Source organism: Cupriavidus necator A5-1, from assembly GCF_000744095.1.
Lineage (GTDB): Bacteria > Pseudomonadota > Gammaproteobacteria > Burkholderiales > Burkholderiaceae > Cupriavidus > Cupriavidus necator_A.
Window position 1 is genome coordinate 3,220,493 of the sequence record NZ_JQLI01000008.1, and the last position, 24,191, is coordinate 3,244,683.

A 24,191-nucleotide genomic window follows, 5' to 3' on the forward strand; every position below is an offset into this window, starting at 1 on the left:
GCACCATGAGGCGCGGTTCTTTGTACGGCTTGCCGCGAGTTACACGGCTTCGCGCGCGGCACGCTTGCGCTCGTGCTCCTTCAGGTGGCGCTTGCGCAGGCGGATGCTCTTGGGCGTGAGCTCGACCAGCTCGTCGTCGGCGATGAATTCCACCGCATATTCGAGCGACATCTGGATCGGCGGCACCAGGCGCACGGCTTCATCGGTACCCGAAGCACGCACGTTGGTCAGCTGCTTGCCCTTGATCGGGTTGACCACCAGGTCGTTGTCGCGGCTGTGGATGCCGATGATCATGCCTTCGTACAGCGCATCGCCCGGCTTGACGAACATGCGGCCGCGGTCCTGCAGCTTCCACAGCGCATAGGCCACGGCGTCGCCGTCGTCCTGCGAAATCAGCACGCCGTTGTGGCGCTCGCCCAGGCCGCCTTCGCGCACCGGTGCGTAGTCGTCGAAGATATGGCTGATCAGGCCAGTGCCGCGCGTCAGCGTCAGGAACTCGCCCTGGAAGCCGATCAGGCCGCGGGCCGGGATGCGGTATTCCAGGCGGGTGCGACCCTTGCCGTCCGAAGCCATGTCGAGCAGTTCGCCCTTGCGGCGGCCCAGCTCTTCCATCACGGCACCCTGGTGGCCGTCTTCAACGTCCACAGTCAGCAGTTCGTACGGCTCGTGCTTGACGCCGTCGATTTCCTTGAACACCACGCGCGGACGCGACACGGCCAGCTCGTAGCCTTCGCGGCGCATGTTTTCCAGCAGGATGGTCAGGTGCAGTTCGCCGCGGCCCGACACTTCGAAGATGGTGTCGTCGCCGGTATCGGCCACGCGCAGCGCCACGTTGGACTTCAGTTCGCGGTCCAGGCGCTCGCGCAGCTGGCGGCTGGTCACGAACTTGCCTTCACGGCCGGCCAGCGGCGAGGTGTTGACGCAGAAGTTCATGGTCAGCGTCGGCTCGTCCACCTTCAGCATCGGCAGTGCGTCCTGGGCGTCCGGCGCGCACACGGTGCAGCCGATGCCCAGTTCGTCGATACCGTTGATCAGCACGATGTCGCCGGCTTCGGCCTCGGACACGATCTCGCGCTCCAGGCCCTGGAACTTCAGCACCTGGTTGATGCGGCCCTTGATCGGGTTGCCTTCGGGGCCGAACTTGACCACCACGTCCTGCAGCGGACGCGCGCGGCCACGCGAGATGCGGCCAACGCCGATCTTGCCGACGTAGCTGGAGTAGTCCAGCGAGATGATCTGCAGCTGCAGGGGGCCGTCCCGATCGTCGCTACGCACCGGCACCTTGTCGAGCACGGTTTCGAACAGCGGCTTCATGTCGCCGTCGCGCACGTCTTCGGTCAGGCCGGCAAAGCCGTTCAGGCCCGAAGCGTAGATCACCGGGAAGTCGAGCTGCTCGTCGGTGGCGCCCAGCTTGTCGAACAGGTCGAAGGTCTGGTTGATGACCCAGTCCGGACGCGCGCCCGGGCGGTCGATCTTGTTGACCACCACGATCGGCTTCAGGCCGAGCGCCAGCGCCTTGCGCGTGACGAAGCGGGTCTGGGGCATCGGGCCTTCGACCGCATCGACCAGCAGCAGCACGCCGTCGACCATCGACAGCACGCGCTCCACTTCACCGCCGAAGTCGGCGTGGCCCGGGGTGTCGACGATATTGATATGGGTGCCGTTGTATTCGACGGCACAGTTCTTCGCGAGAATCGTGATCCCGCGTTCCTTTTCCAGGTCGTTCGAGTCCATCACCCGCTCGGCGACTTGCTGGTTGTCGCGGAAGGTGCCTGCCTGGCGCAGGAGCTGGTCGACCAGGGTGGTCTTGCCATGATCGACGTGGGCGATGATGGCGATATTTCGGATGGCGCGGGTCATTGCTGCGTCTCGCTTGGAGAATCTGAGGTAACCCAAGATTCTAGCATGTTGCAGCGCAAGACGCGTTGACCGGGCCCGCCACTTATACTGTGTTTATCATTGCGGAAATTGGAATAACCAATTTCCGTTCTTGCTTATCGTTAAACACAGACATATATTTGCCGCAGCAAAGATTGCAAAGGCAAAGATGTCACAGGACCTTTCCCCGGATCGGCCAGCCCCGGATACCGGCGGCCCGTTCGATCCCGCCAGATATCAGATGAGCGACAGCGTCGGCTACCTGATGCAGCGCGCCAAGAACGGGCTGGCGCACGCGGTCGAACAGGAAGTCTGCGCACTCGACATCACCCACGCCCAGGCGAGCTGCCTGATGATGCTCGCCACCGGGCGCGCCTCCACGGTGACCGACCTCGGCCGCGAGCTGAACACCGACATGGGCTCGGTCACGCGCCTGCTCAGCCGCATGGAAAAGCGCGGCCTGATCGAGCGCCGCCGCCGCGACGCCGACCGGCGCGTGGTGGACCTGTCGCTGACCGCGCAAGGCCAGGAGCTGGTCGAGCGCCTGCCGGCGATCTTCTGCAAGGTACTCGCCCACCACTTCCGCGGGTTTTCCGAGGACGAAGTGCAATTGCTGCGCAGCATGCTGCGCCGGGTCATCGACAACAACAGCGGGTAGTGAATGCACAAGCCAGACCGCCCGGTCAACCGTACTCCGCATACACCCGTAAAAAAAAGCATGGCTCCGACAACGGAGCAACATCATGAATCAAGCCCTCTCTTCCCAAGCCCCCACGCCGACGCGCTCGCGCCGGCTGGCGCGGCGCGCCGGCACGCTCGCGCTGACTGCCATCGCCGCCGCTGCGCTGGCCGGCTGCGCGGCCCTCGGCAATTCGCACAGCACCCAGACCATGGCCGACCCGGCCGCCATGGCGAGTTCGCAAACCCTGCCTGACGAGCACGGCCAGTGGCCCTCGCAGGACTGGGTCGCACAGTTCCAGGATCCGCAGTTGAACGCGCTGGTCGATGAAGCCGTCAAGGACAACCCGAGCCTGCAGGCCGCGTTTGCCCGCGTGGAGGCGTCGCGCGCGATGGCCGACGCCACCCGCAGCGCCCTCTACCCGCACCTGGAATTCGAAGGCAGCCTGATCCGCCAGCGCTTCTCCAATAACGACCTGTTCATGGGCACGCCGCTGGCGGGCTCGTGGCAGAACCAGTCACGCCTGCAGGTGGGCCTGTCCTATGACTTCGACTTCTGGGGCAAGAACCGCGATGCGCTCGAAGCGGCGCTGTCCGACGACCGCGCCGCCGAGGCGGAAAGCCAAGCCTCGCGCCTGATCCTGGCCACCTCGATCGCACGCAACTACGCCCGCCTCGCTGCGCTGTACGCGCAGCGCGACGTGGCCGAGCGCGCCATCGCGCAGCGCCGCGACCTGACCGACCTGTCGCGCCAGCGCCTGGCCGCCGGCCTGGATACCCAGGTCGAAACCACGCAGGCTCGCGGCACGGTGGCCGCGTCGCAAACCGACCTGCAGCGCGTCGACGAAGAAATCGCGCTGGCGCGCAACCAGCTCGCCGCGCTGCTGGGCAAGGGCCCGGACCGCGGCCTGCAGATCCAGCGCCCGGTGCTGCTGGCGCAGCCCACGCCGACGCTGCCGGACAACCTGACCATCGGCCTGCTGGGCCGCCGCCCTGACCTGGTCGCGGCACGCTGGCGCGTGGAAGCGGCGTCCAAGGACATCAACGTCGCCAAGAAGGAATTCCTGCCGGACGTCAGCCTGACCGCCTTCGCCGGCCTGGCCGCGCTGGATCCGTCCAACCTGCTGATGGGTATCAGCCGCACCTTCGGCATCGGCCCGACCATCCGCCTGCCGATCTTCGAAGGCGGCAAGCTGCGCGCCAACCTGAAGGGCAAATACGCGGGCTACGACATCGCCGTGGCCAACTACAACCAGGCACTGGTCGATGCGCTGCGGGAAACCGCCGACACCATGACCAGCATCCGCAGCGTCGACCAGCAGATCCAGACGCAGCGTGAGGCGCTGGACCTGGCCGAGCACGCCTACGCGCTGGCAACTACGCGCTACAAAGCCGGGCTGGGCACGCAGCTGACCGTGCTCAACGCGGAGAGCAACGTGCTGCAGCAGCGCCGGCTTGCGACTGACCTGCAGGCGCGCCGGCTGGACCTGCAGATGGGCCTGATGAAGGCGCTCGGCGGCGGCTACCAGGAGCCTGATGAGGGCCACGAGGGTCAAGCGAGCCACGCGCAACAACAGAACAACACCCAGGCGGGCGCCCGCGGCTGATCCGCGCACCCAGTGATTGCAGACAAGATTCACCAGAGAACACCATGAGCAATAACCAGCAAGCGGCCGGCACCAACGCCCCCCAACCGGCACCGGCCACCCCCAACACCAACGGCAAGCGCAAGCGCATGCTGCTGTCGCTGACCGCGGCGGTCGTGGTCGCGGGCATCGGCTACGGCGTGTACTGGGGCCTGTATGCGCGCCATTTCGAAACCACCGACGATGCCTACGTCGCCGGCAACGTGGTCCAGGTCACGCCGCTGGTGGGCGGCACGGTGGTGTCGATCGCCGCCGACGACACGCAACTGGTCACCGCCGGCCAGCCGCTGATCCAGCTCGACCGTGCCGATACGCAGGTAGCGATGGAACAGGCCGAGGCGCAGTTGGCGCAGGCCGTGCGCGAAGTGCGCACGCTCTACGTCAACAACGGCTCGCTCGCTGCCAATGTGGCGATGCGCGAGGCCGACGTCGCCAAGGCGCGCGACGACCTGCGCCGCCGCCAGGCCATCGCCGGCTCGGGCGCGGTCTCCAATGAAGAGATCTCGCACGCGCAGTCCGCGCTCAAGGCAGCGGAATCGGCGCTGCTCGCCGCGCGCGAGCAACTCGCTTCGAACAAGGTGCTGACCGACCAGACCACGGTGGAGCAGCACCCCAACGTGCAGCGCGCCGCGGCCAACCTGCGCTCGGCGTACCTGTCGTTCGCGCGTTCGACCATGCCCGCGCCGGTGACCGGCTATGTCGCCAAGCGCTCGGTGCAGGTCGGCCAGCGCGTGGCCGCCGGTGCCCCGCTGATGGCGGTGGTGCCGCTGGACCAGGTCTGGGTCGACGCCAACTTCAAGGAAGTGCAGATCACTCACATGCGCATCGGCCAGCCAGTGACGCTGGAAGCCGACGTGTATGGCTCCAAGGTGGAGTACCACGGCAAGGTGGCCGGCTTCTCGGCCGGTACGGGCTCGGCCTTCTCGCTGCTGCCGGCACAGAACGCGACCGGCAACTGGATCAAGGTGGTGCAGCGCCTGCCGGTGCGCATCGCGCTTGACGCGCAGCAGCTCAAGGACCATCCGCTGCGCGTGGGCCTGTCGATGAATGTGACCGTCGACGTGCGCCGCGAAGAAGGCGCCGCCATGGTCAGCGCCGCGCCGGCCAAGCCGATGCAGACCGACGTCTATGAAAAGGTCGCACAGGACGCCGACCAGCTGATCTCGCGCATCATCGGCGCCAACAACGGCGGACACAGCACCGGCCTGCCCACTGCCTCCGCCAACGCCAAGCCCGCCCACACCTGATCATGGCCAACTCCCTCACCGCCGCGCAGGCTGGCGGCAGCCAGGCGCCGGCACGGCCGGTGCCGCAGCAGCCGCAGCCGCTGACCGGCGGCAAGCTGGTGATCGGCACCATCGCGCTGTCGCTGGCCACGTTCATGAACGTGCTGGACTCGTCGATCGCCAATGTGTCGATCCCGGCGATCTCCGGTGACCTGGGCGTGGCGCCAAACCAGGGCACCTGGGTCATCACCTCGTTCGCGGTGGCCAATGCGATCTCGGTGCCGCTGACCGGCTGGCTGACCACGCGCTTCGGCGCGGTGCGGCTGTTCATCACGTCGATCTTGCTGTTCGTGCTGTCGTCGTGGCTGTGCGGCGTCGCGCCCAACCTGGAAACGCTGCTCGCCGCGCGGGTCCTGCAGGGTGCCGTGGCCGGCCCGATGATCCCGCTATCGCAGTCACTGCTGCTGTCGAGCTACCCGCCCGCGAAGAGCACCATGGCGCTGGCGCTGTGGGGCATGACCACGCTGGTGGCGCCGATCATGGGCCCGCTGCTGGGCGGATGGATCTCCGACAACATGAGCTGGCCGTGGATCTTCTACATCAACGTGCCGGTCGGCATCATCACCGCCTACGCTACCTGGGCCATCTACAAGGACCGCGAGACGCCGACCAGGGTGCTGCCGATCGACCGCATCGGCCTGGCGCTGCTGGTGATCTGGGTGGGCTCGATGCAGCTGATGCTCGACAAAGGCAAGGAGCTGGACTGGTTCCACTCGACCGAGATCGTGGTACTGACGCTGGTGGCGATCGTCGGTTTCCTGTTCTTCCTGGCCTGGGAAACCTATGAGAAGCACCCGATCGTCGACATCAGCCTGTTCAAGGGCCGCAACTTCAGTTCGGGCGTGGTGGCGATCTCGGTGGCGTACGGGCTGTTCTTCGGCAACCTGGTGATCCTGCCGCTGTGGCTGCAGACCATCGTCGGCTACACCGCGACCGACGCGGGCATCGTGATGGCGCCGGTCGGCATCTTCGCCATCCTCCTGTCGCCGCTGATCGGGCGCAACCTGCCGAAGATGGACGCGCGCTGGGTCGCCACCGCGGCGTTCATCACCTTCGGCATCGTCAGCCTGATGCGCTCGGGCTTCACCACGCAGGTGGATACCTGGACGCTGATGGTGCCGACGCTGATCCAGGGCGCGGCCATGGCGATGTTCTTTATCCCGCTGACGTCGATCATCCTGTCGGGCCAGCCGGCCGAGAAGATCCCGGCGGCCTCGGGGCTGTCGAACTTCGTGCGGATCACGTTTGGCGGCATCGGCGCGTCGATCTCGACCACGGTGTGGGAGAACCGCTCCGCCCTGCACCACGCGCAACTGGTGGAGCAGGTCAACCCCTACAACCCGGTCTACCAGAACCAGCTCAGCCACCTGACGCAGATGGGCATGAGCCAGGCGCAGGCGGTTGGCGTGATGGAGCGCAATATCAGCCAGCAGGCGGCGATGCTGGGCGCCAACGATATCTTCTGGATCTCGGGGATGCTGTTCTTCGTGCTGATTGGCTTTGTCTGGCTGACGCGGCCGGCCAAGGGCGGTGGCGGGTCGGCGGATGCGATGGCGGCGCATTGACCCGAATCCCCTGTTCTTGAGGAATGGCCCCTGTTCGGGGCCATTTTTTTTCATTCCTTGGGCCGGTATGCGCAGACGCTCGCAACGGGCGAACCTGCGGAAATCCCTGCTTGTATTCCTTTCATCCTCCCCCTATGATTTGAAAACCAATTTACGGAACCACGGTTCCGAAAAACGGAACCGACTTAGAAACCAGAGGGTGGAGTGACGGTGTGAGCATTCTTGAAGGCGTGGAAGGCGTGCTGGCCATGTTCGAACAGGGCCGGCACGAAATCACCTTCAACGACGTCATTGACGAACTTGACCTGGCCAAGAGCTCGGCTTCGCGCCTGCTCGCCCAGATGGTGCGCTACCGCCTGCTGGAACTGCAGCCGTCCACGCGGCGCTACCGCCCGGGCGTGCTGCTGATCCGCGCAGCCCAGGCCGCCACACAGGCGCATCCGTTCGACGAGCAATGCCGCGAGATCCTGGCTGCGTTATCGGATTCCACGGGGTTCACCGCCTATCTCTCGATGCTCGACGGCATCGACACCGTGGTCCTGCAACGCCTGAACGGCAGCAACCCTGTGCAAGTGCTGTCACCGCCCGGCGCGCGTCGGCCGGCATTCACCACCGCGATGGGCCGGGTGTTGCTGTCGCGCCTGCCCGAGCCTGAATTCAGCGCCCGGTACGGCGACGCGGACTGCAATCTGCCGGAAGCGCCGGCAGGCTGTCCCGCCACCGTCGCTGAACTGCGCGAGCGCGTGGCGATTGCCCGCCGCGAACGCAGTGCCATTGCCGTGAACGAAGGCATGCCGGGCATCGGCGCCGTGGCCACCACGCTGGCTGACCCGCTCTCTGGCGACGTGCGCGGCCTGTGCCTGTCGTTCACCGCGATGCAGGTGAGCCAGGCGCAGGCGCAGGCGTTGCGCGACACGCTGGTACGCGCGGTAGCGCCCTTAGGACAGCGCATCGGCGATCCGGTGTGGCTCCATGCCGCCGACACGGCCCCGCTCCTCTAAATCATCGCCCGATACCCATGGAACTTCTCTTACTCAGCAACTCCAGCAGCGACGCCGGCTACCTGGTCCATGCCCACACGGCGATCAGCGAGCTGGCCGCGGGCCGCAAGACCGCATGCTTCATCCCTTTCGCCGGCGTAACACGCGACTGGGACACCTACGAGACCCTGGTCGGCGACGCGTTGGCGCCGGTCGGTATCGACGTGCATTCGCTGCATCGGCTGGCCGAGCCGACTTCGGCCGTCCGTGCCATCGAGGCGGCCGACCTGATCGTCGTCGGTGGCGGCAATACCTTCCGCTTGCTGCAATGCCTGCGCGAGCGCGGCTTGCTGGCGCCCATTGCACGGCAGGTGCGGTCGGGAGCCGCGCGCTATCTCGGCTGGAGCGCCGGCACCAACCTGGCCTGCCCGACGATCTGCACCACCAATGACATGCCGGTGGCGGACCCTGGCGGCCTGGATGCGCTGGCGCTGGTGACCTTCCAGATTAATCCGCACTACCTCAGCGTGGTGGTGCCGGGCTTCCGCGGCGAAACGCGCGACCAGCGCCTGGCCGAGTTCACCACGCTGAAGCCTGAAGTACCGGTGCTGGGCCTGCCCGAAGGCAATTGGGTGCGCGTCTCGAACCAACGCATCGAGATGTGCGGCGCGCATCCCGCGCGGTGGTTCCGGGGCCCGGACATCGCTGACGTACAGCCCGGCGCGCTATCACTGCCGGGCTGACCCGGCCGCGCACCGACCTCATCCAAGCCTCAGGAAGTGAAGCAACATGTCCATCAAGCAGGTTATTGAATCGATCGAGCTGCTGTCGGCAGCGAATGTCGACGGCGAAACCGTGGCCGCACTGCTGCGTGCGCGTGGCGTTGCCGATGTCACCGTGACCCGCGTGGAAGAAAACGGCCTCTACACCGATTTCCTCGCCTGCACGCTTCCCGGGCAAAATCCGGACGCGCCCGCGCTGGGCGTGGTGGGCCGGCTCGGCGGCGTCGGCGCGCGCCCTGCCGTGACGGGCCTGGTTTCCGACGCCGACGGCGCTATCGTGGCGGTAGCCAGCGCGCTGAAGCTGGCCGACATGGCAGCCGGCGGCGACGTGCTGGCCGGGCCGGTGCGCATCCACACCCATATCTGCCCGCATGCCGCCACGCGGCCGCACCAGCCCGTGCCGATGATGAAGTCGCCGTTCGCGATGCGGAAGATGATGTCGCACGAAGTCCACCCGAAGATGGCGGCGATCCTGTCGGTCGACACCACGCGCGGCAACCGCTTCGTCAACCGCCGCGGCGTGGCGCTGACGCCGGTGGCCAGGCAAGGCTGGCTGCTGCGCCTGCCGGAGCGGATGCTGGACCTGATGGGATGGGTCAGCGGCGAGTTGCCGGTGGTGTTGCCGTTGACCACCCAGGACATCACGCCGTATGAGAACGGCCTGTGGCACGTCAATTCGATCATGCAACCGGCCATCGTGACCCCTGCCCCGGTGGTAGGCGTTGCGCTGACCGCGCAGACCACGGTGCCGGGCTGCGCGACCGGCGTGACCAACGCTTTCGACCTCGATGTCGCCACGCGCTTCTGCATCGAGGTAGCGAAGCTGTTCGGCCAGGGCCAGTGCAACTTCTATGACGAGGCCGAGTGGGCCGAATTGCAGCGACGCTATGGCTCACTGGCCCATCTGCAGACCGTGGGAACCGAGGCATGAGCGCGGCTGCCGCACGCCAGCTGCGCGTGGCATTCGTCACCATCGGACAGTCCCCAAGGACAGACGTGGTGCCACAGATGATTGCCGACCTGGGCCTGCCGGTCTCGGTTGAGGAATTCGGCATCCTGGACAGGTTGAGTCCCGACGAGATCTCGGCGCTGGCGCCCGCACCCGGCGAATACCGCTTTGCCAGTCGCCTGCGCGACGGCAACCAGGCGGTGATGGGCAAGCCGGTGGCCGAGGCAATGCTGGCCCGGCTGATGACCTCGCTGGATGACGGTCGCTTCGACGCGCTGGTGCCGCTGTGCACCGGCACCGCGCTGCCGCCGATGCAGACGCTGGTCATCGAGCCGCAACAGGTGGTCGACCACCTGACCGTGGCGCTCGCCCAAGGGTGCAGGCGGCTCGGCATCGTGCTGCCGCTCGAAGCCCAGGTGAGCGGCTTCCATCTGATCCAGCCGGTGCCCTGCGAAGTGCGCGTCACGCATGCATCGCCTTATACCGACGCCAGCACCGACCGCTTCGCGCAGGCAGGCGCAACGCTGCGCGGCTGTGACCTGGTGGTAATGCACTGCATGGGCTACACCGAAGCCATGCGGGCCGAAGTCGCGCGCCATGCAAGCGCCCCGGTACTACTCTCCAACCGCATGGTGGCAACGCTGCTGGGCCAGGTGCTGAGTGGTGCAGGCGCCTGAATCAGGGCGAGACGATATTCCTTTTTTGGGTAAGGGCAAGCCCGCTGACAGATTGCCCATGACAATGCTGGAGTGGAAGTAACATGGAAAAGCTGGCGAAGTGGATTGGGCCGCTGGTGCGCGGCATGATGTTGATCGGCGTGGGCGCAGCCGCGATGACGAGCGCGCAGGCGCAGGAGTGGAAACCGACCAAGCCGGTACGCCTGCTGGTGGGCTTTGCGCCGGGTGGCTCGGCCGACCTGCTGGCGCGCCTGGTACAGGCACCGCTGTCGGAAAGCCTGGGCGTGCCGGTCGTGGTGGAAAACGTGCCAGGCGCGGGCGGTAATATCGCCGCCGACAAGCTGGCCAAGTCGCCGGCCGACGGCTACACCATCGGCATGGGCGCAGCCGGCGCGATGGCGGTGACCCACATGCTGAACCCTAAAGGCACGCCGTACAAGGCCGACGATTTTACGCCCGTCGCCATGCTCGCCACGCAGCCGAACGTGGTGATCGTCAGCCCGACCCTGCCGGTAAAGACGATGGCCGAGTTCGTCGCGTATGTGAAAAAGACGCCGCAGGTCACCTATGGCACTGCCGGGGTCGGCACCTCGAATCACCTGATTGCCGAAACCATGCTGCACCGGCTGGGCATCGACATGGTTCACGCTCCGTACAAGGGCGCCACGCCTGTCATTACCGACCTGATGGGTGGCCATATTGCCATGACGCTCGACAACATCACCACGGCGGCGGCGCTCGCCAGGACCGGCAAGGTCAAGGCCCTTGCTGTCACCAGCAGCAAGCGTTCGCCCTTGTTGCCGGACGTGCCGACGCTCGCCGAGAGCGGCCTGAAGGACTTCAACATGCCAACCTGGCAAGGCATCTTCGGACCGAAGGACCTGCCCAAGACCATCGTGACCCGCTACAACCAGGCGCTGACCAAGGCGCTGGAGAACCCGGAAGTCAGGAAGAAGATGGCCGAATTCGGCTCCGAGCCCGTGGGCGATACGCCGGAGCACTTCGCCAGTTTCCTGGTGCAGGATAGAAAGATGTGGGCCGACGTGATCAAGTCGGCGAAGATCACGCTCGAGTAATCCCTGCAAGGAAAACGGGGCGCAAGGGGGCCCCGTTTTCTTGCTTGCCCAGCGCTGCCTCCGCTAGCAGCTCTTCCCGAACAACTGATAGGCCGGGCAATAGCCCATCACGCCGGTCAGCAAAGGCACCAGCCCGATCCAGCCCCACAGCGTCCCGGGCCTGACAAAGACCAGTGCGATCAGCGCTGCGCCAACCACGATCCGGATCAGACGATCCGCGACACCAACGTTCTTGCAGAACAACATCTTTTGCTCCCTGTTTGCCAAGTAAACATAGCGAGCTTGCGCCTGGCCTCAGCGGAAACCTTTGACCAGACCACAACTGGCGCATCAGTCGATGCAGAACCGGATTAATCCGAGGGCCGCAGAAGAACAAAGAGGCCACGTGCCCCCGGTCGGTGCGGGCTCACGTGGCCTCCTTGCTGATGCCGGCAGGACGCTGCCGCGTTCCTGTGGCGGCTATAGCTTTACCAGTCGCTCAGGCCGCAATGCACCCTCACGCATGCGCGCCACGCCCAGCAGCCGCGCGGGCTCACCGGCATACACGCGCGCCAGCGCTTCCTCGGCCAGTTCGGTGCCTGCCGGCAAATCGCGCAGGGCGATGCGCTGGCCTTGCAGGAAGCGCCCCGCCGCTGCGTCGTCCAGATGCACCAGCACACACTTCTGCAGCAAAGCATCCACCGGCGCCAGCATGGACGGGCGCCGCGCATCGTCCTGCAGTTCGATCTGTTCCAGCGTGACTGCGCCGTCCAGCGTCAGGTCACCGACGGCGATCCGGCGCAGCCCCGTCAGGTGCGCGCCACAGCCCAGCGCTTCGCCGATATCCTCGGCCAGGGTGCGGATATAGGTGCCCTTGCTGCAGGTCACGCGCATGCTGAATGCGGGCTCGTCGGGCAAGGCACAGTCGAGCAGCACGATCGAGCGGATGGTGACCCGGCGCGCCGCGCGCTCCACGGTCTGGCCGGCGCGCGCGTATTCGTACAGCGGGCGGCCGTCTTTCTTCAGCGCCGAATGCATCGGCGGCACCTGTTCGATCTCGCCGAGGAATCGCTGCAGCGCCTGCTCCACCGCGGCGCGGTCGCAGGTGACCTCGCGCACATCGAGCAGCTCGCCCTCGGCGTCGCCGGTGCTGGAACGGGCGCCGAGGCGCACCACGGCGTCATAGGTCTTGTCGGCTTCCAGCAGGTCCTGCGAGAACTTGGTGGCCTCGCCAAAGCACAACGGCAGCAGGCCGGTGGCGAGCGGATCGAGCGTACCGGTATGCCCGGCCTTGGCCGCGCGCAGCAGGCGCTTGGCGCGCACCAGCGCATCGTTGGACGACAGGCCCAGCGGCTTGTCGAGCAAGAGCACACCATGCACCTCGCGGCGCGGCAGGCGCGGCGGACGGTTGGCGTTGGAATCGGTCATCGGAGGGAAACAGGGGGCGACGGCGATGCGGCCCTGAGGGCCACATCGGTCAGTCCATGCGCCCATGCCTGGCGGCACGGGCGACGGCTCAGTCGTCTTTCGAACGCGTGGCGTTCGCTTCGTTGATCAGCTTGGACATCTCGATGGCGTGTTCGACCGAGGTGTCGTGCAGGAAGCGCAGCGTCGGCACGGTATGGATGTGCAGGCGCTTGTACAGCAGCGAGTGCAGGAAGCCGGACTTCTCGTTGAGGATGGCTTCGGCCGTTGCCGCCTCGGCGCCCAGCACGGTGAAGTACACCTTGGCGTGCGCGTAGTCGGGCGTCAGCGCAACGGACTGCAGCGTGACCAGGCCGAGGCGCGGGTCGCGCAGTTCGCGCTGGATCATCTCGGCCAGGTCCTTCTGGATCTGGTCGGAGATGCGGAGATTGCGGGAGGAGATGCTGCCTTTCTTGGCCATTCAATACTGTCTAGTCGAGATGACAACGGCAGGCCGAAGCCTGCCGTTGCTTGCGACGCCTTACAGCGTACGCGCCACCTCGGTGATTTCGTACACTTCGAGCTGGTCGCCTTCCTGAACATCGTTGAAGTTCTTGATCGACAGACCGCACTCGAAGCCTTGCTTTACTTCCTTGACGTCGTCCTTGAAGCGCTTGAGCGAATCCAGCTCGCCATCGTGGATGACCACGTTGTTGCGCAGCACACGCACCAGCGAGTTGCGCTTGACCAGGCCGTCGGTAACCATACAGCCGGCCACCGCGCCGATCTTCGGCACGCGGAACACCTGGCGCACCTCCACCTGGCCGATCGTGGTCTCGCGCTTCTCCGGCGCCAGCATGCCCGACATCGCCGCCTTGATCTCGTCTACCGCATCGTAAATGATGTTGTAGTAGCGGATATCGATGCCGTTGTGCTCGGCCAGCTTGCGCGCACCAGCGTCGGCACGCACGTTGAAGCCGATGATGACCGCCTTCGAGGCCGTCGCCAGGTTGACGTCGGACTCGGAGATGCCACCCACGCCGCCGTGCACGATCTGCACGCGCACTTCGTCGGTCGAAAGCTTCTGCAGCGACTGCACCAGCGCTTCCTGCGAACCCTGCACGTCGGCCTTGACGATCAGCGGCAGCGACTGCACTTCGCCTTCGGCCATCTGCTCGAGCATGTTCTCCAGCTTGGCGGCCTGTTGCTTGGCCAGCTTCACGTCGCGGAACTTGCCCTGGCGGAACAGCGCGATTTCGCGCGCCTTGCGCTCGTCCGGTAGCACCAGCACTTCTTCACCGGCGGCGGGCACTTCCGACAGACCCTGGATTTCCACCGGGATCGACGGGCCGGCTTCCTTGGTCGGCTTGCCGTTCTCGTCCAGCATCGCACGCACACGGCCGTAGGCGCTGCCAGCCAGGACCACATCGCCACGCTTGAGCGTGCCGCTGCTGACCAGGATGGTCGCGATCGGGCCCTTGCCCTTGTCGAGCTGGGCTTCCACCACCAGGCCCTTGGCCGGGGCGTCCACCGGGGCGGTCAGTTCCAGCACTTCAGCCTGCAGCAGCACCTGCTCCAGCAGGTCTTCGATACCGGTACCGGCCTTGGCGGACACCGGCACGAACGGCGAGTCGCCGCCGTATTCTTCCGGCACCACCTGCTCGGCCACCAACTCCTGCTTGACGCGGTCCAGGTTGGCTTCGGGCTTGTCGATCTTGTTGATCGCCACCACGATGGGCACGCCGGCAGCCTTGGCGTGCGCGATCGCTTCCTTGGTCTGCGGCATCACGCCGTCGTCGGCCGCGACCACCAGGATCACGATGTCGGTGGCCTTGGCACCGCGGGCACGCATGGCCGTGAAGGCCTCGTGACCCGGGGTATCCAGGAAGGTGATCACGCCGCGGTCGGTTTCCACATGGTAGGCACCGATGTGCTGCGTAATGCCGCCGGCTTCGCCCGCGGCAACCTTGGTGCGGCGGATGTAGTCCAGCAGCGAGGTCTTGCCGTGGTCGACGTGACCCATCACGGTCACCACCGGCGGACGCGGCAGCAGCTCGGCGTCGGTGTGGTCTTCGCCATCCACCACCAGCAGCGCTTCCGGATCGTCCAGCTTGGCGGCAAACGCCTTGTGGCCCATTTCTTCCACCACGATCATGGCGGTTTCCTGGTCCAGCACCTGGTTGATCGTCACCATCTGGCCGAGCTTCATCATCTGCTTGATGACCTCGGACGCCTTCACCGCCATCTTGTGGGCGAGATCGGCCACGGAGACGGTTTCAGGCACATGCACTTCACGCACCACCGGCTCGGTCGGCGCCTGGAAGCTGCTGCGGCTGTCGTCATGCTGCTGCTGCCTGCCGCCGCGGCCACGCGGGCCACCGCGCCAGCCGCCCACGCCGCCCGACGAATCGCCGCGCGTCTTCAGGCCGCTGCCCTTCTTGCGCGAGCCTTCGTCCTGCCAGGTCGACGAAGTGCCGGCCTTGACGACCTTGCCCTTCTTGTCGGCGGTGGCGGTGGTGGTCGTGGCAGCCGGCTTCTTGTCACCCGGCTTGGCTTCGGCAGCGGTCGCGGAAACCGGCTTGACCGGCTTGTGCAGCGTGCCGGTCTGCTCGGCCTTCTTTTCCTCGGCCTTGCGCTCGGACGGCGCCTTCAGCACGCGTGCCGGCGCATTCAGCATCTGCTGGATGGCGCGGGCTTCGGCTTCGGCAGCCTCGCGGCGCTTGCGCGCGGCGACCTCCTGCTCGGCGCGGGCCTTGTCGGCGGCAGCCTTGGCATCGTCGGCGGCCTTCTGCGCCTCGGCGCGTTCGGCGGCGACGCGGGCCTTCTCGTCCTCGGCCTTCTTGCGCGAGGAGTCTTCCGCGGCCTCGGTCACGGCGCGCGACGCGGCAGCCTCTTCCTCCACCTTCTTGGCGGCAAGTTCGGACTGGCGGCGCTGCTCCGCTTCCAGGGCTTCCTGTTGGGCGCGGCGCTCGGCTTCCTCGCGCTCGGCTGCCTCGCGGGCGGCCTTGGCTTCGGCTTCCTGGCGCGCCAGCAGTTCGGCCTGGCGGCGTTCTTCCTCGTCGCGGCGTGCCTGCTCGGCGGCGTCGACGACCGGGGCCTGGGCCTCGGCAGCGTCAGCCTGTGCGTCGGGCTGGGCCTCGTCGCGCTTGATCAGCACGCGCTTCTTGCGCACCTCCACCTGGACCGTACGGGTCTTGCCGGTGGAGTCCGATTGACGGATCTCGGAGGTTTCGCGCTTGGTCAGTGTGATCTTCTTGCGGGCGCTGTCATCGGCCTGGCCGTGCGAACGCTTCAGATAGTCCAGCAGCCTGGTCTTATCCGATTCCGTGATGACGTCTTCTGGCGCAGCTTTGCCCACCCCAGCCGCCTGCAATTGTTCCAGCAGGGCAGCTGCGCTGCGACTCAGTTCTGCGGCCAGTTGGGCAACTGTTGTGCTTGCCATTCAAACCCTTTCAATGCTTGGTTTCTTCGTCGGGACAATCGTATGCGGAAAGCGCGCCCGGGCCAGTTGTTGGCCGGCCCGGCCGTGTCCCTCAGTTAAACCAATGTTCCCGTGCTTTCATGATCAGCGCCTTGGCTTCTTCCTCGTTGACGCCGGTCATCTCGACCAGCTCGTCCACGGCCAGTTCGGCCAGGTCGTCACGCGTGTGGATATTGCCTTCGGCCAGCTTGCCGATCAGTTCCGGGTTCAGGCCGTCGAGCGAGCGCAGGTCCTGCGACACCTCTTCCACCTTTTCTTCCCGGGCCAGTTCCATCGTCAGGAGCGCATCACGCGAGCGATTGCGCAGCTCGTTGACGGTGTCTTCGTCAAAGGCCTCGATCTCCATCATTTCACTGATGGGGACATAGGCCACTTCTTCCAGCGTGGAGAAGCCTTCCTCGATCAGGATGTCGGCAACTTCCTCGTCCACGTCCAGCTTGGCCATGAACAGCTTGCGTACGACATCGCTCTCTTCGGCCTGCTTCTGCGCCGATTCTTCCTGGGTCATGATGTTGATCTGCCAGCCGGTCAGCTCGGACGCCAGGCGTACGTTCTGACCGCTGCGGCCGATCGAGACGGCGAGGTTTTCCTCGTCGACCACCACGTCCATGCTGTGCTTCTCTTCATCGACCACGATCGACTGAACCTGTGCCGGTGCCAGCGCGCCGATCACGAACTGCGCCGGGTCTTCCGACCACAGCACGATGTCCACGGCCTCGCCGCCGATCTCGTTGCGCACCGCCGTGACGCGGGTACCGCGCACGCCGACGCAGGTGCCGATCGGGTCGATGCGCTTGTCATGCGCCACCACCGCGATCTTGGCGCGCACGCCCGGATCGCGGGCAGCGGCCTTGATCTCCAGCAGGCCTTGTTCCATCTCCGGCACTTCGTTCTCGAAGAGCTTGATCAGGAACTCGGGCGCGGTGCGCGACAGCTCGATCTGCGGGCCGCGCGCAGCGCGGTCCACATTCAGGATGTAGGCACGCACGCGGTCGCCGGTGCGCAGGTTTTCCTTCGGGATGATCTGGTCGCGGGCCAGCAGCGCTTCCACGCGGCCGGACTCGACGATCAGCCCCTTCTTGTCGGCACGCTTGACCGTGCCGGTCATGATCTTTTCGCCGCGATCCAGGTAGTCGTTCAGGATCTGCTCGCGCTCGGCGTCGCGGATGCGCTGCAGGATCACCTGCTTGGCAGCCTGCGCGCCGATGCGGCCGAACTCGACCGACTCGATCTGCTGCTCGATGTAGTCGCCCAGCTCGAGGCTGGGGTTCTCATCGCGGGCTTCGAACAGCAGGATCTGCTTGTCCGGCTCCTGCAGACCCTGTTCATCGGGAACGACCAGCCAGCGGCGGAAAGTTTCATGCTCGCCCGACTCGCGATCGATCGCGACCCGGATATCCACGTCTTCCTCGAAACGCTTCTTGGTGGCCGAGGCGAGCGCCGCCTCCAGGGCACCGAATACCACATCCTTGTCGACGTTCTTCTCACGCGCAAGCGCATCGACGAGCAACAGAACTTCGCGGCTCATTGCTTGTTCCCTTTTCTTTGATTTCCTTTGAAGTCGATCACCGGCACCAGGCGGGCCTTGTCGACATCGGATACGGCAAACTCCAGCAGCGCCGGGCCATCCTTGCCCTCGAACTCCAGGCCGACCTTCTCCGCGTCCGCCTCCCCGGTGGGCGCCTGCAGGATCCCTGTGAAGTTCTTTTGCCCGTTGACCGGCAGGCGCAGCGTGATGCGCGCCTCCGCGCCGACAAAGCGGGCGTAATCGGCCAGCTTCTTCAGCGGCCGGTCAAGTCCGGGCGACGAGACCTCGAGGCGTTCATAGTCGACGTTCTCGACCGTAAACACGTGAGTGAGCTGGCGGCTCACCTTTTCACAATCCTCGATGGCAATGCCGGTTTCAGGCTGATCGATATAGACACGCAGCAATCCGGCCGGGGCACGCTCGAGCTCAACCAGCTCATATCCCATGCCGTTAAGGGTGGTTTCGATCAAATCTGCCAGATGCACTGTTATCCCGAGTAATGGCTATCAACACCGTGGCAGGCAAACCCGCCGGTGCCGTCCGGGACGACCCTGCTGCAGCCCTGCCTGTCCGCCATCCGCGCCTCGCGCCGGAGCGCGGGGCCGAAAACGGGCGAACCAAAAAAAAATGGGCGCAATGCCCATCATTCGCCCATCCCCGGTGAGGATGGCTTTTTGAATAGACTTGAATTATACGCTGATTATGTCGAAAAGGCAAAAGCCAGACATAGTCGCACACTTTGCGCTGCGCCGGCGGGTGCTCTGCCCGCCGTGCGCAGCATTGGGCACTCAGCGATTGCCGCCGCGGTTGCCCCCACGGTTACCGCCACCACCGCCGCCACCGCGCGGGTTGCGGTTTCCGCCTGGCTTTGCCGCCTTCGGCATCACATTTCCGTTGGCTTCACCGCCGCCTCGACGCGGCGGCGCCTTGCCCTGACCACCCAGGCCGGCGCCACCACCGCGCGCCTGGCGCGCGCCGGTGCCGCGCCCGCCGCCCAGATTGGCCGCGTGCGAGGTCAGCAGCGTGGGGCCGTGGCTGATGTAGCCCATCGAGGTCTTCATCGGATCCGGCTGGCCGCCGCGGGCGCCGCCACGCGCACCGCCCTGTTCGTAGCGCGGCAGGCCATCCATGCCGGTATGCATCGGCATGCCGGCGATGGCGGCTTCGGTGCGCTGCTTGCGCCCGCCGACCTTGGTCGCGCCCTTGCTGGGCTGCTCGCTCTTGCCCGGCACCTTCAGGCCGACACCGGCCATCAGCGCCTTGACGTCATTGGGCTCGACTTCCTGCCAGCGGCCGCGCTTGAGGCCGCGCGGCAGCAGGAACTGACCGTAGCGAGTGCGGATCAGGCGCGACACGGTCAGGCCGACCGCCTCGAACATGCGGCGCACCTCACGGTTGCGGCCTTCCGTCAGCGCCACGTGGTACCACTGGTTGACGCCCTCGCCGCCACCATCGGCAATGCGCAGGAAGTTGGCTTCGCCGTCATCCAGCTTGATGCCGTGCAGCAGGCGCTGGCGATCGGCCTCGGCCAGCTCGCCCAGCGTGCGCACCGCGTATTCCCGCTCCACGCCGTAGCGCGGATGCATGAAACGGTTGGCGATATCGCCCGAGGTGGTGAAGATCAGCAGGCCTTCGGTATTGAAGTCCAGCCGGCCCACGGCGACCCACTTGCCGGTCTTGATGCGCGGCAGGTTGTCGAACACGGTCGGACGGCCTTCCGGATCGGACTGGCTGACGATTTCGCCGGCCGGCTTGTGGTACAGCAGCACGCGCGGCGGCTTGGTCGACACCTTGCGGTGAATCAGCTTGCCGTTCACGCGAACCTGGTCGGCCGGCAGGATACGCTGGCCGATATGGGCAGGCAGTCCGTTGACCGAGACGCGGCCCTGCAGGATCAGCTCTTCCATCTCGCGGCGCGAGCCCAGGCCGCCCTCGGCCAGCACCTTGTGCAGCTTGGGAGCGTCGTCCTCGGCCGACAGCTCGCGCACCGGCTTGGCCTTGGTGCGCGGGATGACGGTGTCGTCCTTGTCGTACTGCTCGGAGATCACGAAGCGGAACAGGTCTTCGCTGCTCGCCGCGGTCTTTTCCGTGCCGGGCTGGGCCTGGCCTTGCCCCTTGCGCTGCGCCTGCGGCTTGGCGCCGTCCTTGCGGCGGCCCTGCTGGCGGGCGCCAGCCCCCTGCGCTTCGGCGGGCGCCGCCGCGCCCTTGCCGGCGCGCTGCTGGCCCAGCTTGCGCTTGCGGCCGGCCTGCTCGGGCTTGTCGGCGCCTTCACCCTTGGCTGCGCGGTCGATCTTCTCGGCCTTGGTGGTCGAGGCGTGCCCGCCCTGGCCACCCTCTCCCTGACCCGTCTTGCGCTTACCGCGGCCACGCTGGCCACCGCGCCCGCCCGCAGGCGCCGCCGCAGACGCGGCGCCCGGCTCGCCGGCCTCGCCTTGCGCCGGTGCCTCGGCACCTTCTGCGCGGCCGGCGTCGCGGTCCTGCGCGGCCTGGCGGCGCGATGCCACCAGGTTCCTCAGCCCGCGGCGCAGCCCCTTGCGACGGGGCGCGGCTTCGCTGCCCGATCCGGGTTCTGCGGCGCCGGTATCGGCGGATGCGCCCGCATGGCGGGCGTCTTGCTCTACGGAATCAGACAAGGTATTCACTATCGGATGTTGCATGTTGTTCAGTTCGGCACGCGCTCGTCGTGCTCGCTCGGGTGCGGCGGCGTACCATCTTCTGGCAGTTCGCTGCGCGCCCCGTCCGGATTGGGTTCGGCCTCGGCAGGTTCGATCAGGGCATCCGCGGGGTCAGCGCCTTCGCTGCCCTGCTGCCGCGGCTGGACGTCGAAACCATTGGCGGTTTCGGCGCCTTCACTTCTTTCGGTACTCTCGGTGCCTTCAGTGCTTTCACCGGCGACCGGCGTGGATACCACCTCGCCAGCCTCGGCCGCCAGCCCTTCCGGCTGGCCTGCAACGCCCTGCGCCATGGGCGGTTGTACCTCGGCGGCTTGCTGTTCCGCGGCCGGCGCCGGAACCGCCGCGGGATCGGCAAACGCCTCCTCGTCGGCGCTGGCGGGCTTGATCGCGGCCAGCTCCTCGAAATCGATGGCCTGTTGTTCCAGCAGGGCTGCCTGGGCCTGCGCCTGGGCATCCTCCAGCGGCGGCAGCTCATCCAGCGTGCGCAGGCCGAGATCGTCCAGGAACGCCTTGGTGGTCGCGTACAGCGCCGGCCGGCCCGGCACGTCGCGGTGGCCGATGACCTCGATCCAGCTGCGGTCTTCCAGCTTCTTGATCACTTCCGTGCTGACGGTCACGCCGCGGATCTCTTCGATATCGCCGCGGGTCACCGGCTGCCGGTAGGCAATGATCGCCAGCGTTTCCATCACCGCGCGCGAATACTTTGGCGGTTTTTCCGGATTGAGGCGATCAAGGTATTCACGCATTTCCGGGCGGCTCTGGAAACGCCAGCCGCTGGCTAGGGCCACCAGTTCCACACCGCGCTGGCGCCAGTCCTGGCGCAGCTCGTCGAGCAGCACGCGGATCGTGTCCGCACCGACGTCATCGTCAAACAGCCGTCGCAGATCATTGACGCGCAAGGGCTCCTGCGCGCAGATCAGCGCCGTCTCGAGGACGATCTTCGCCTCTTGGGTATTCATGTTGATGGTGTGCAGCCTGTCTTTGCACCTGCTCCCGGACGGATCCGGGGCACCGGAGATTTTGGATACAGCGATGCCGAATGCCATCGCCATCTCATTGCGCAGCTAACCCGGATGCCTGCTGCATCCAAGCCGTGCACTTCCCTTTCTTTGCATCGAGTGCCGGGTCGGTCCGGCAGGAGATCGTTCGCAGGCCGTCATGGGCCGGTCAGCGAACCCCTTGCGTCGCGCGCCCGCACTCAACGGACGATGCTGTCGGCGAACTGAACGCCTCGGACGCAAGAAAAAACGGATATCGGGAGCAAGGCCGGCATCTCCAACACCGCGGTGCCAGCCGGACTTTTGAGCCAGATCTTTTGAACCGGATGGACCGCGGGCCGGGCCGGGCTTCGAAAACCTTCCGCTTCCCGTAGCCCCTGAGCGCCTTCTGGTATGAAAGCCGCCTGGCGCTGCTCGCCACATCGCGCCGCGCGATACCGCAATGTTGGCGATTGTATGGCATTCACGCCCCCGCCTGCAACCATCATCCGTTGCGTCGTGCGGCGCCGGCGCCTCAGAACACCAGGCAGAAACCCTGCTCGGCCAGGGAATGTGGCAGCAGCACCGCTCGGGCGATGCCCAGCCCGCCGAACGCCATCACCGCAACCCCAGCCCCCAAGCGTATGCCACGCCGCCTGGACAGCGTGCGCAGGTAGCCCGACAGGCCTGACAGCACCAGCAGGTTGGGCAGCGTGCCCAGCCCGAACACGCCCATCACCAGCGCCCCCGAGCCGGCGCTGCCTGCCAGCAGCGCCAGCGTCAGCGCGCCATAGACCATGCCGCACGGCACCAGGCCCCAGGCCAGCCCCACCCCATAGCGCCGCACCAGCCCGCCACGGGCCCGCACGAATGCCGGCATACCGCCGGCCAGGCGGCCCAGCCGGGCAGCCACCGTAGCGCTGGCGCGTGCCGCCAGGCGCTCGAGCCAGGCCACGGTGAACGCATTGCCCTGGAGCAGCCGCCAGCCCGACCACAGCAGCATGGCGCTGCCCGCACCGAACAGCCAGCGCTGCACCGGCAGGTAGTCCTGCTTCCATGCGGTGGCGCCGACCGCGCCCAGCAACGCACCCAGCAATATATAGGTCGAGATCCTGCCGATGTGCATTGCCAGCAACTCACCGAACCACGCGGCCCGGCTTTGCACGAAGCTCATCGTGGCGGCGGCGCCGCGGCGTTGTTCTATCGCCAGAGCAAGGCCGCCACACATGGCCGCGCAATGCACCCCGCCAAGCAGCGCCAGCAGAAAAACGCTAATAAGCACACCAAATGTCAATTCTGACTCCCTGCCGCATCACATCGCACGGTAAAATGTTGGGGTCGCGCCCTCGCAGCCATTCTTGCAGGTTCCAATTGCTCAACTCCATTCCCGTTACCGAGATGTCGCCCCGTTGCTCCACATGTGCGATGGGGCAACTGTGCCTTCCGGTAGGCATGTCCCAGCAAGACCTTGCGAAGATGGACACGCTGGTGCAGGAGCGCATTCGTGTTCATAAAGGTGAGACCCTGTATCGCATGGGCGATCCACTCACCGCTGTCTATGCCATCCGCTTCGGCACGCTGAAGACGCACGTCACAACCGAAGACGGCCGTTCGCAGATTACCGGCTTCCACCTGCCCGGCGAAATCGTCGGCCTCGACGGGCTGGGCGAAATGCAGCACGCATCGGATGCCACGGCGCTGGAAGATACCGAAGTCTGCGTGGTGCGCATGAACGAACTGCAGATCTTGTCCGCCGGGCTGCCGTCGCTGCAGCACCAGTTCCTGCGCCTGATGGGCAAGGAGATCACGCACGACCAGTTGATGCTCGTGACGCTGGGCTCGATGCGCGCCGAGGAACGACTTGCCGCCTTCCTGATCAACTTGTCCGAGCGCCTGTCGGCGCGCGGTTATTCAGCCTCCGAATTCGTCATGCGCATGAGCCGCGAAGAGATCGGCAGCTACCTGGGCCTGAAGCTCGAAACCGTCAGCCGCCTGTTCTCGCGCTTTGCCGAAGCGGGCCTGATCCAGATCCGCCAGCGCCACGTCAAGCTAGTGGACATCGACGGGATCAAGCAACTCTACAGCCGCTCCTGCTGAGCAGGCACCGCACTGCCATCGCCGGTGCGGCGATGGCAATTCCACTCGTCATTCCAGTTCGTCGGTATCGCTGAGCCGGGTCGGCATGGTGTAGAGCGTCAGCCCGCTGGACAGCGCGCAGAACGCCCACGCCAGCAGGAAGCCGATCGTGTAGACCGACTCGCGCGACGCATCGACCGGGTGGCCGAAGAACTTCAGGTCGCCCGGATCCACGACCGAAAAGACCGTCGCGGTTGCAAAGCCCGCCATCAGGAACCCGGGCCACAGTACCCACATCAGCCAGCGCAGCCTCATGGCTGCCTCGCTGCGGCAGGCTTGGGCGGCGCGGTCCCGACCCTCTCGACCACCAGTCCATGCCGCGTCGCACCCTGCACCGGCAGGTCAGGATGCGAGGACGCCAGCCAGATGGTCACGCCGCACGCCACCATCGCCACCAGCGGGCCGCTCATCAACAGCCACGGCCACGGTTCCTTCCACCACGGATTGCCTTGCTGATTCATCTTGCCCCCTTCATCTGTAGCGGTGCGGCGCAG

General features: G+C 66.1%; 22 protein-coding genes. 10 read left to right on the forward strand and 12 right to left on the reverse strand.

Going from position 1 to position 24,191, the window contains the following annotated elements; translation table 11 throughout:
- Positions 1–39 precede the first annotated feature (39 nt).
- On the reverse strand, positions 40–1,860 hold the full coding sequence (gene typA / locus K307_RS39005; protein WP_042886403.1) for a translational GTPase TypA: 1,821 nt from the start codon (positions 1,858–1,860) through the stop codon (positions 40–42).
- Between the two features lie 187 nt (positions 1,861–2,047).
- Here typA and K307_RS39010 point away from each other — a divergent pair, with 187 nt between their 5' ends.
- The 9 genes from K307_RS39010 (at position 2,048) to K307_RS39050 (ending at position 11,517) form a co-directional block, all read left to right on the forward strand.
- Positions 2,048–2,536: a MarR family winged helix-turn-helix transcriptional regulator gene (locus K307_RS39010; RefSeq protein ID WP_042886404.1), complete on the forward strand. Its 489-nt coding sequence runs from the start codon at positions 2,048–2,050 to the stop codon at positions 2,534–2,536.
- 85 nt (positions 2,537–2,621) lie between these two features.
- Positions 2,622–4,163 (forward strand): AdeC/AdeK/OprM family multidrug efflux complex outer membrane factor, encoded by a 1,542-nt coding sequence (locus K307_RS39015; RefSeq protein WP_042886405.1) that lies wholly within the window; start codon positions 2,622–2,624, stop codon positions 4,161–4,163.
- Positions 4,164–4,207: 44 nt separating this feature from the next.
- Positions 4,208–5,449: an HlyD family efflux transporter periplasmic adaptor subunit gene (locus tag K307_RS39020; RefSeq protein WP_042886406.1), complete on the forward strand. Its 1,242-nt coding sequence runs from the start codon at positions 4,208–4,210 to the stop codon at positions 5,447–5,449.
- Positions 5,450–5,451: 2 nt separating this feature from the next.
- Positions 5,452–7,053: a DHA2 family efflux MFS transporter permease subunit gene (locus K307_RS39025; RefSeq protein WP_042886407.1), complete on the forward strand. Its 1,602-nt coding sequence runs from the start codon at positions 5,452–5,454 to the stop codon at positions 7,051–7,053.
- 212 nt (positions 7,054–7,265) lie between these two features.
- The gene (locus K307_RS39030; protein WP_042886408.1) at positions 7,266–8,054 is read left to right on the forward strand and encodes an IclR family transcriptional regulator; all 789 of its coding nucleotides are present in this window, start codon (positions 7,266–7,268) and stop codon (positions 8,052–8,054) included.
- Positions 8,055–8,071: 17 nt separating this feature from the next.
- Entirely contained in the window at positions 8,072–8,776 is a 705-nt protein-coding gene (pepE, locus tag K307_RS39035) for a dipeptidase PepE (protein WP_042886409.1), read from the forward strand.
- Positions 8,777–8,822: 46 nt separating this feature from the next.
- Positions 8,823–9,746, forward strand: a complete 924-nt coding sequence (locus K307_RS39040; RefSeq protein ID WP_042886410.1) for a DUF1177 domain-containing protein — start codon at positions 8,823–8,825, stop codon at positions 9,744–9,746.
- Positions 9,743–10,441: an AroM family protein gene (locus K307_RS39045; protein ID WP_042886411.1), complete on the forward strand. Its 699-nt coding sequence runs from the start codon at positions 9,743–9,745 to the stop codon at positions 10,439–10,441. Before K307_RS39040 ends, K307_RS39045 begins: the two co-directional genes overlap by 4 nt.
- A gap of 83 nt (positions 10,442–10,524) precedes the next feature.
- A complete protein-coding gene (locus K307_RS39050; RefSeq protein WP_080745382.1) occupies positions 10,525–11,517 on the forward strand; it encodes a Bug family tripartite tricarboxylate transporter substrate binding protein in 993 nt (330 codons plus the stop codon).
- Between the two features lie 63 nt (positions 11,518–11,580).
- On the opposite strand, the gene K307_RS39055 is transcribed toward K307_RS39050, so the two are convergent.
- The 9 genes from K307_RS39055 to K307_RS39095 all read right to left on the reverse strand — a co-directional run bounded on the left by K307_RS39055 (position 11,581) and on the right by K307_RS39095 (position 22,855).
- Complete coding sequence (locus K307_RS39055) at positions 11,581–11,763, reverse strand: YgaP family membrane protein (protein WP_042886412.1); 183 nt, start codon at positions 11,761–11,763, stop codon at positions 11,581–11,583.
- 213 nt (positions 11,764–11,976) lie between these two features.
- Positions 11,977–12,924, reverse strand: coding sequence for a tRNA pseudouridine(55) synthase TruB (gene truB, locus K307_RS39060; protein WP_042886413.1), 948 nt, complete (start codon positions 12,922–12,924; stop codon positions 11,977–11,979).
- A gap of 88 nt (positions 12,925–13,012) precedes the next feature.
- Positions 13,013–13,381: a 30S ribosome-binding factor RbfA gene (rbfA, locus tag K307_RS39065; protein WP_042886414.1), complete on the reverse strand. Its 369-nt coding sequence runs from the start codon at positions 13,379–13,381 to the stop codon at positions 13,013–13,015.
- A 60-nt stretch (positions 13,382–13,441) separates the two neighbouring features.
- Positions 13,442–16,342: a translation initiation factor IF-2 gene (gene infB, locus K307_RS39070; RefSeq protein WP_042886415.1), complete on the reverse strand. Its 2,901-nt coding sequence runs from the start codon at positions 16,340–16,342 to the stop codon at positions 13,442–13,444.
- A gap of 91 nt (positions 16,343–16,433) precedes the next feature.
- Positions 16,434–17,909 carry a transcription termination factor NusA gene (gene nusA, locus K307_RS39075; RefSeq protein WP_042886416.1) on the reverse strand — a complete coding sequence of 492 codons (1,476 nt, stop codon included), beginning with the start codon at positions 17,907–17,909 and terminating at the stop codon, positions 16,434–16,436.
- Positions 17,906–18,394 (reverse strand): ribosome maturation factor RimP, encoded by a 489-nt coding sequence (gene rimP, locus K307_RS39080; protein ID WP_042886417.1) that lies wholly within the window; start codon positions 18,392–18,394, stop codon positions 17,906–17,908. Before rimP ends, nusA begins: the two co-directional genes overlap by 4 nt.
- A 303-nt stretch (positions 18,395–18,697) precedes the next feature.
- On the reverse strand, positions 18,698–20,566 hold the full coding sequence (rluB, locus tag K307_RS39085) for a 23S rRNA pseudouridine(2605) synthase RluB (RefSeq protein WP_042886418.1): 1,869 nt from the start codon (positions 20,564–20,566) through the stop codon (positions 18,698–18,700).
- A 5-nt stretch (positions 20,567–20,571) separates the two neighbouring features.
- Positions 20,572–21,543, reverse strand: a complete 972-nt coding sequence (gene scpB, locus K307_RS39090) for an SMC-Scp complex subunit ScpB (protein ID WP_042888021.1) — start codon at positions 21,541–21,543, stop codon at positions 20,572–20,574.
- A gap of 553 nt (positions 21,544–22,096) precedes the next feature.
- On the reverse strand, positions 22,097–22,855 hold the full coding sequence (locus K307_RS39095) for a sulfite exporter TauE/SafE family protein (protein ID WP_042886419.1): 759 nt from the start codon (positions 22,853–22,855) through the stop codon (positions 22,097–22,099).
- A 77-nt stretch (positions 22,856–22,932) separates the two neighbouring features.
- Here K307_RS39095 and fnr point away from each other — a divergent pair, with 77 nt between their 5' ends.
- Complete coding sequence (gene fnr, locus K307_RS39100) at positions 22,933–23,658, forward strand: fumarate/nitrate reduction transcriptional regulator Fnr (protein ID WP_042886420.1); 726 nt, start codon at positions 22,933–22,935, stop codon at positions 23,656–23,658.
- Positions 23,659–23,706: 48 nt separating this feature from the next.
- Here the strand turns inward: fnr and K307_RS39105 are convergent, their stop codons facing one another.
- Entirely contained in the window at positions 23,707–23,952 is a 246-nt protein-coding gene (locus K307_RS39105; protein ID WP_022535719.1) for a hypothetical protein, read from the reverse strand.
- On the reverse strand, positions 23,949–24,158 hold the full coding sequence (locus K307_RS39110) for a FixH family protein (RefSeq protein WP_042888022.1): 210 nt from the start codon (positions 24,156–24,158) through the stop codon (positions 23,949–23,951). Before K307_RS39110 ends, K307_RS39105 begins: the two co-directional genes overlap by 4 nt.
- Between the last annotated feature and the right edge of the window lie 33 nt (positions 24,159–24,191).

What these genes read in the sequence shown, in the direction of transcription:
- typA (WP_042886403.1), bottom strand. Translation starts at nt 1,860, where the DNA reads ATGACCCGCGCCATCCGAAATATCGCCATCATCGCCCACGTCGATCAT.
- K307_RS39010 (WP_042886404.1), top strand. Translation starts at nt 2,048, where the DNA reads ATGTCACAGGACCTTTCCCCGGATCGGCCAGCCCCGGATACCGGCGGC.
- K307_RS39015 (WP_042886405.1), top strand. Translation starts at nt 2,622, where the DNA reads ATGAATCAAGCCCTCTCTTCCCAAGCCCCCACGCCGACGCGCTCGCGC.
- K307_RS39020 (WP_042886406.1), top strand. Translation starts at nt 4,208, where the DNA reads ATGAGCAATAACCAGCAAGCGGCCGGCACCAACGCCCCCCAACCGGCA.
- K307_RS39025 (WP_042886407.1), top strand. Translation starts at nt 5,452, where the DNA reads ATGGCCAACTCCCTCACCGCCGCGCAGGCTGGCGGCAGCCAGGCGCCG.
- pepE (WP_042886409.1), top strand. Translation starts at nt 8,072, where the DNA reads ATGGAACTTCTCTTACTCAGCAACTCCAGCAGCGACGCCGGCTACCTG.
- K307_RS39040 (WP_042886410.1), top strand. Translation starts at nt 8,823, where the DNA reads ATGTCCATCAAGCAGGTTATTGAATCGATCGAGCTGCTGTCGGCAGCG.
- K307_RS39045 (WP_042886411.1), top strand. Translation starts at nt 9,743, where the DNA reads ATGAGCGCGGCTGCCGCACGCCAGCTGCGCGTGGCATTCGTCACCATC.
- K307_RS39050 (WP_080745382.1), top strand. Translation starts at nt 10,525, where the DNA reads ATGGAAAAGCTGGCGAAGTGGATTGGGCCGCTGGTGCGCGGCATGATG.
- K307_RS39055 (WP_042886412.1), bottom strand. Translation starts at nt 11,763, where the DNA reads ATGTTGTTCTGCAAGAACGTTGGTGTCGCGGATCGTCTGATCCGGATC.
- truB (WP_042886413.1), bottom strand. Translation starts at nt 12,924, where the DNA reads ATGACCGATTCCAACGCCAACCGTCCGCCGCGCCTGCCGCGCCGCGAG.
- rbfA (WP_042886414.1), bottom strand. Translation starts at nt 13,381, where the DNA reads ATGGCCAAGAAAGGCAGCATCTCCTCCCGCAATCTCCGCATCTCCGAC.
- infB (WP_042886415.1), bottom strand. Translation starts at nt 16,342, where the DNA reads ATGGCAAGCACAACAGTTGCCCAACTGGCCGCAGAACTGAGTCGCAGC.
- nusA (WP_042886416.1), bottom strand. Translation starts at nt 17,909, where the DNA reads ATGAGCCGCGAAGTTCTGTTGCTCGTCGATGCGCTTGCGCGTGAGAAG.
- rluB (WP_042886418.1), bottom strand. Translation starts at nt 20,566, where the DNA reads ATGCAACATCCGATAGTGAATACCTTGTCTGATTCCGTAGAGCAAGAC.
- scpB (WP_042888021.1), bottom strand. Translation starts at nt 21,543, where the DNA reads ATGAATACCCAAGAGGCGAAGATCGTCCTCGAGACGGCGCTGATCTGC.
- K307_RS39105 (WP_022535719.1), bottom strand. Translation starts at nt 23,952, where the DNA reads ATGAGGCTGCGCTGGCTGATGTGGGTACTGTGGCCCGGGTTCCTGATG.
- K307_RS39110 (WP_042888022.1), bottom strand. Translation starts at nt 24,158, where the DNA reads ATGAATCAGCAAGGCAATCCGTGGTGGAAGGAACCGTGGCCGTGGCTG.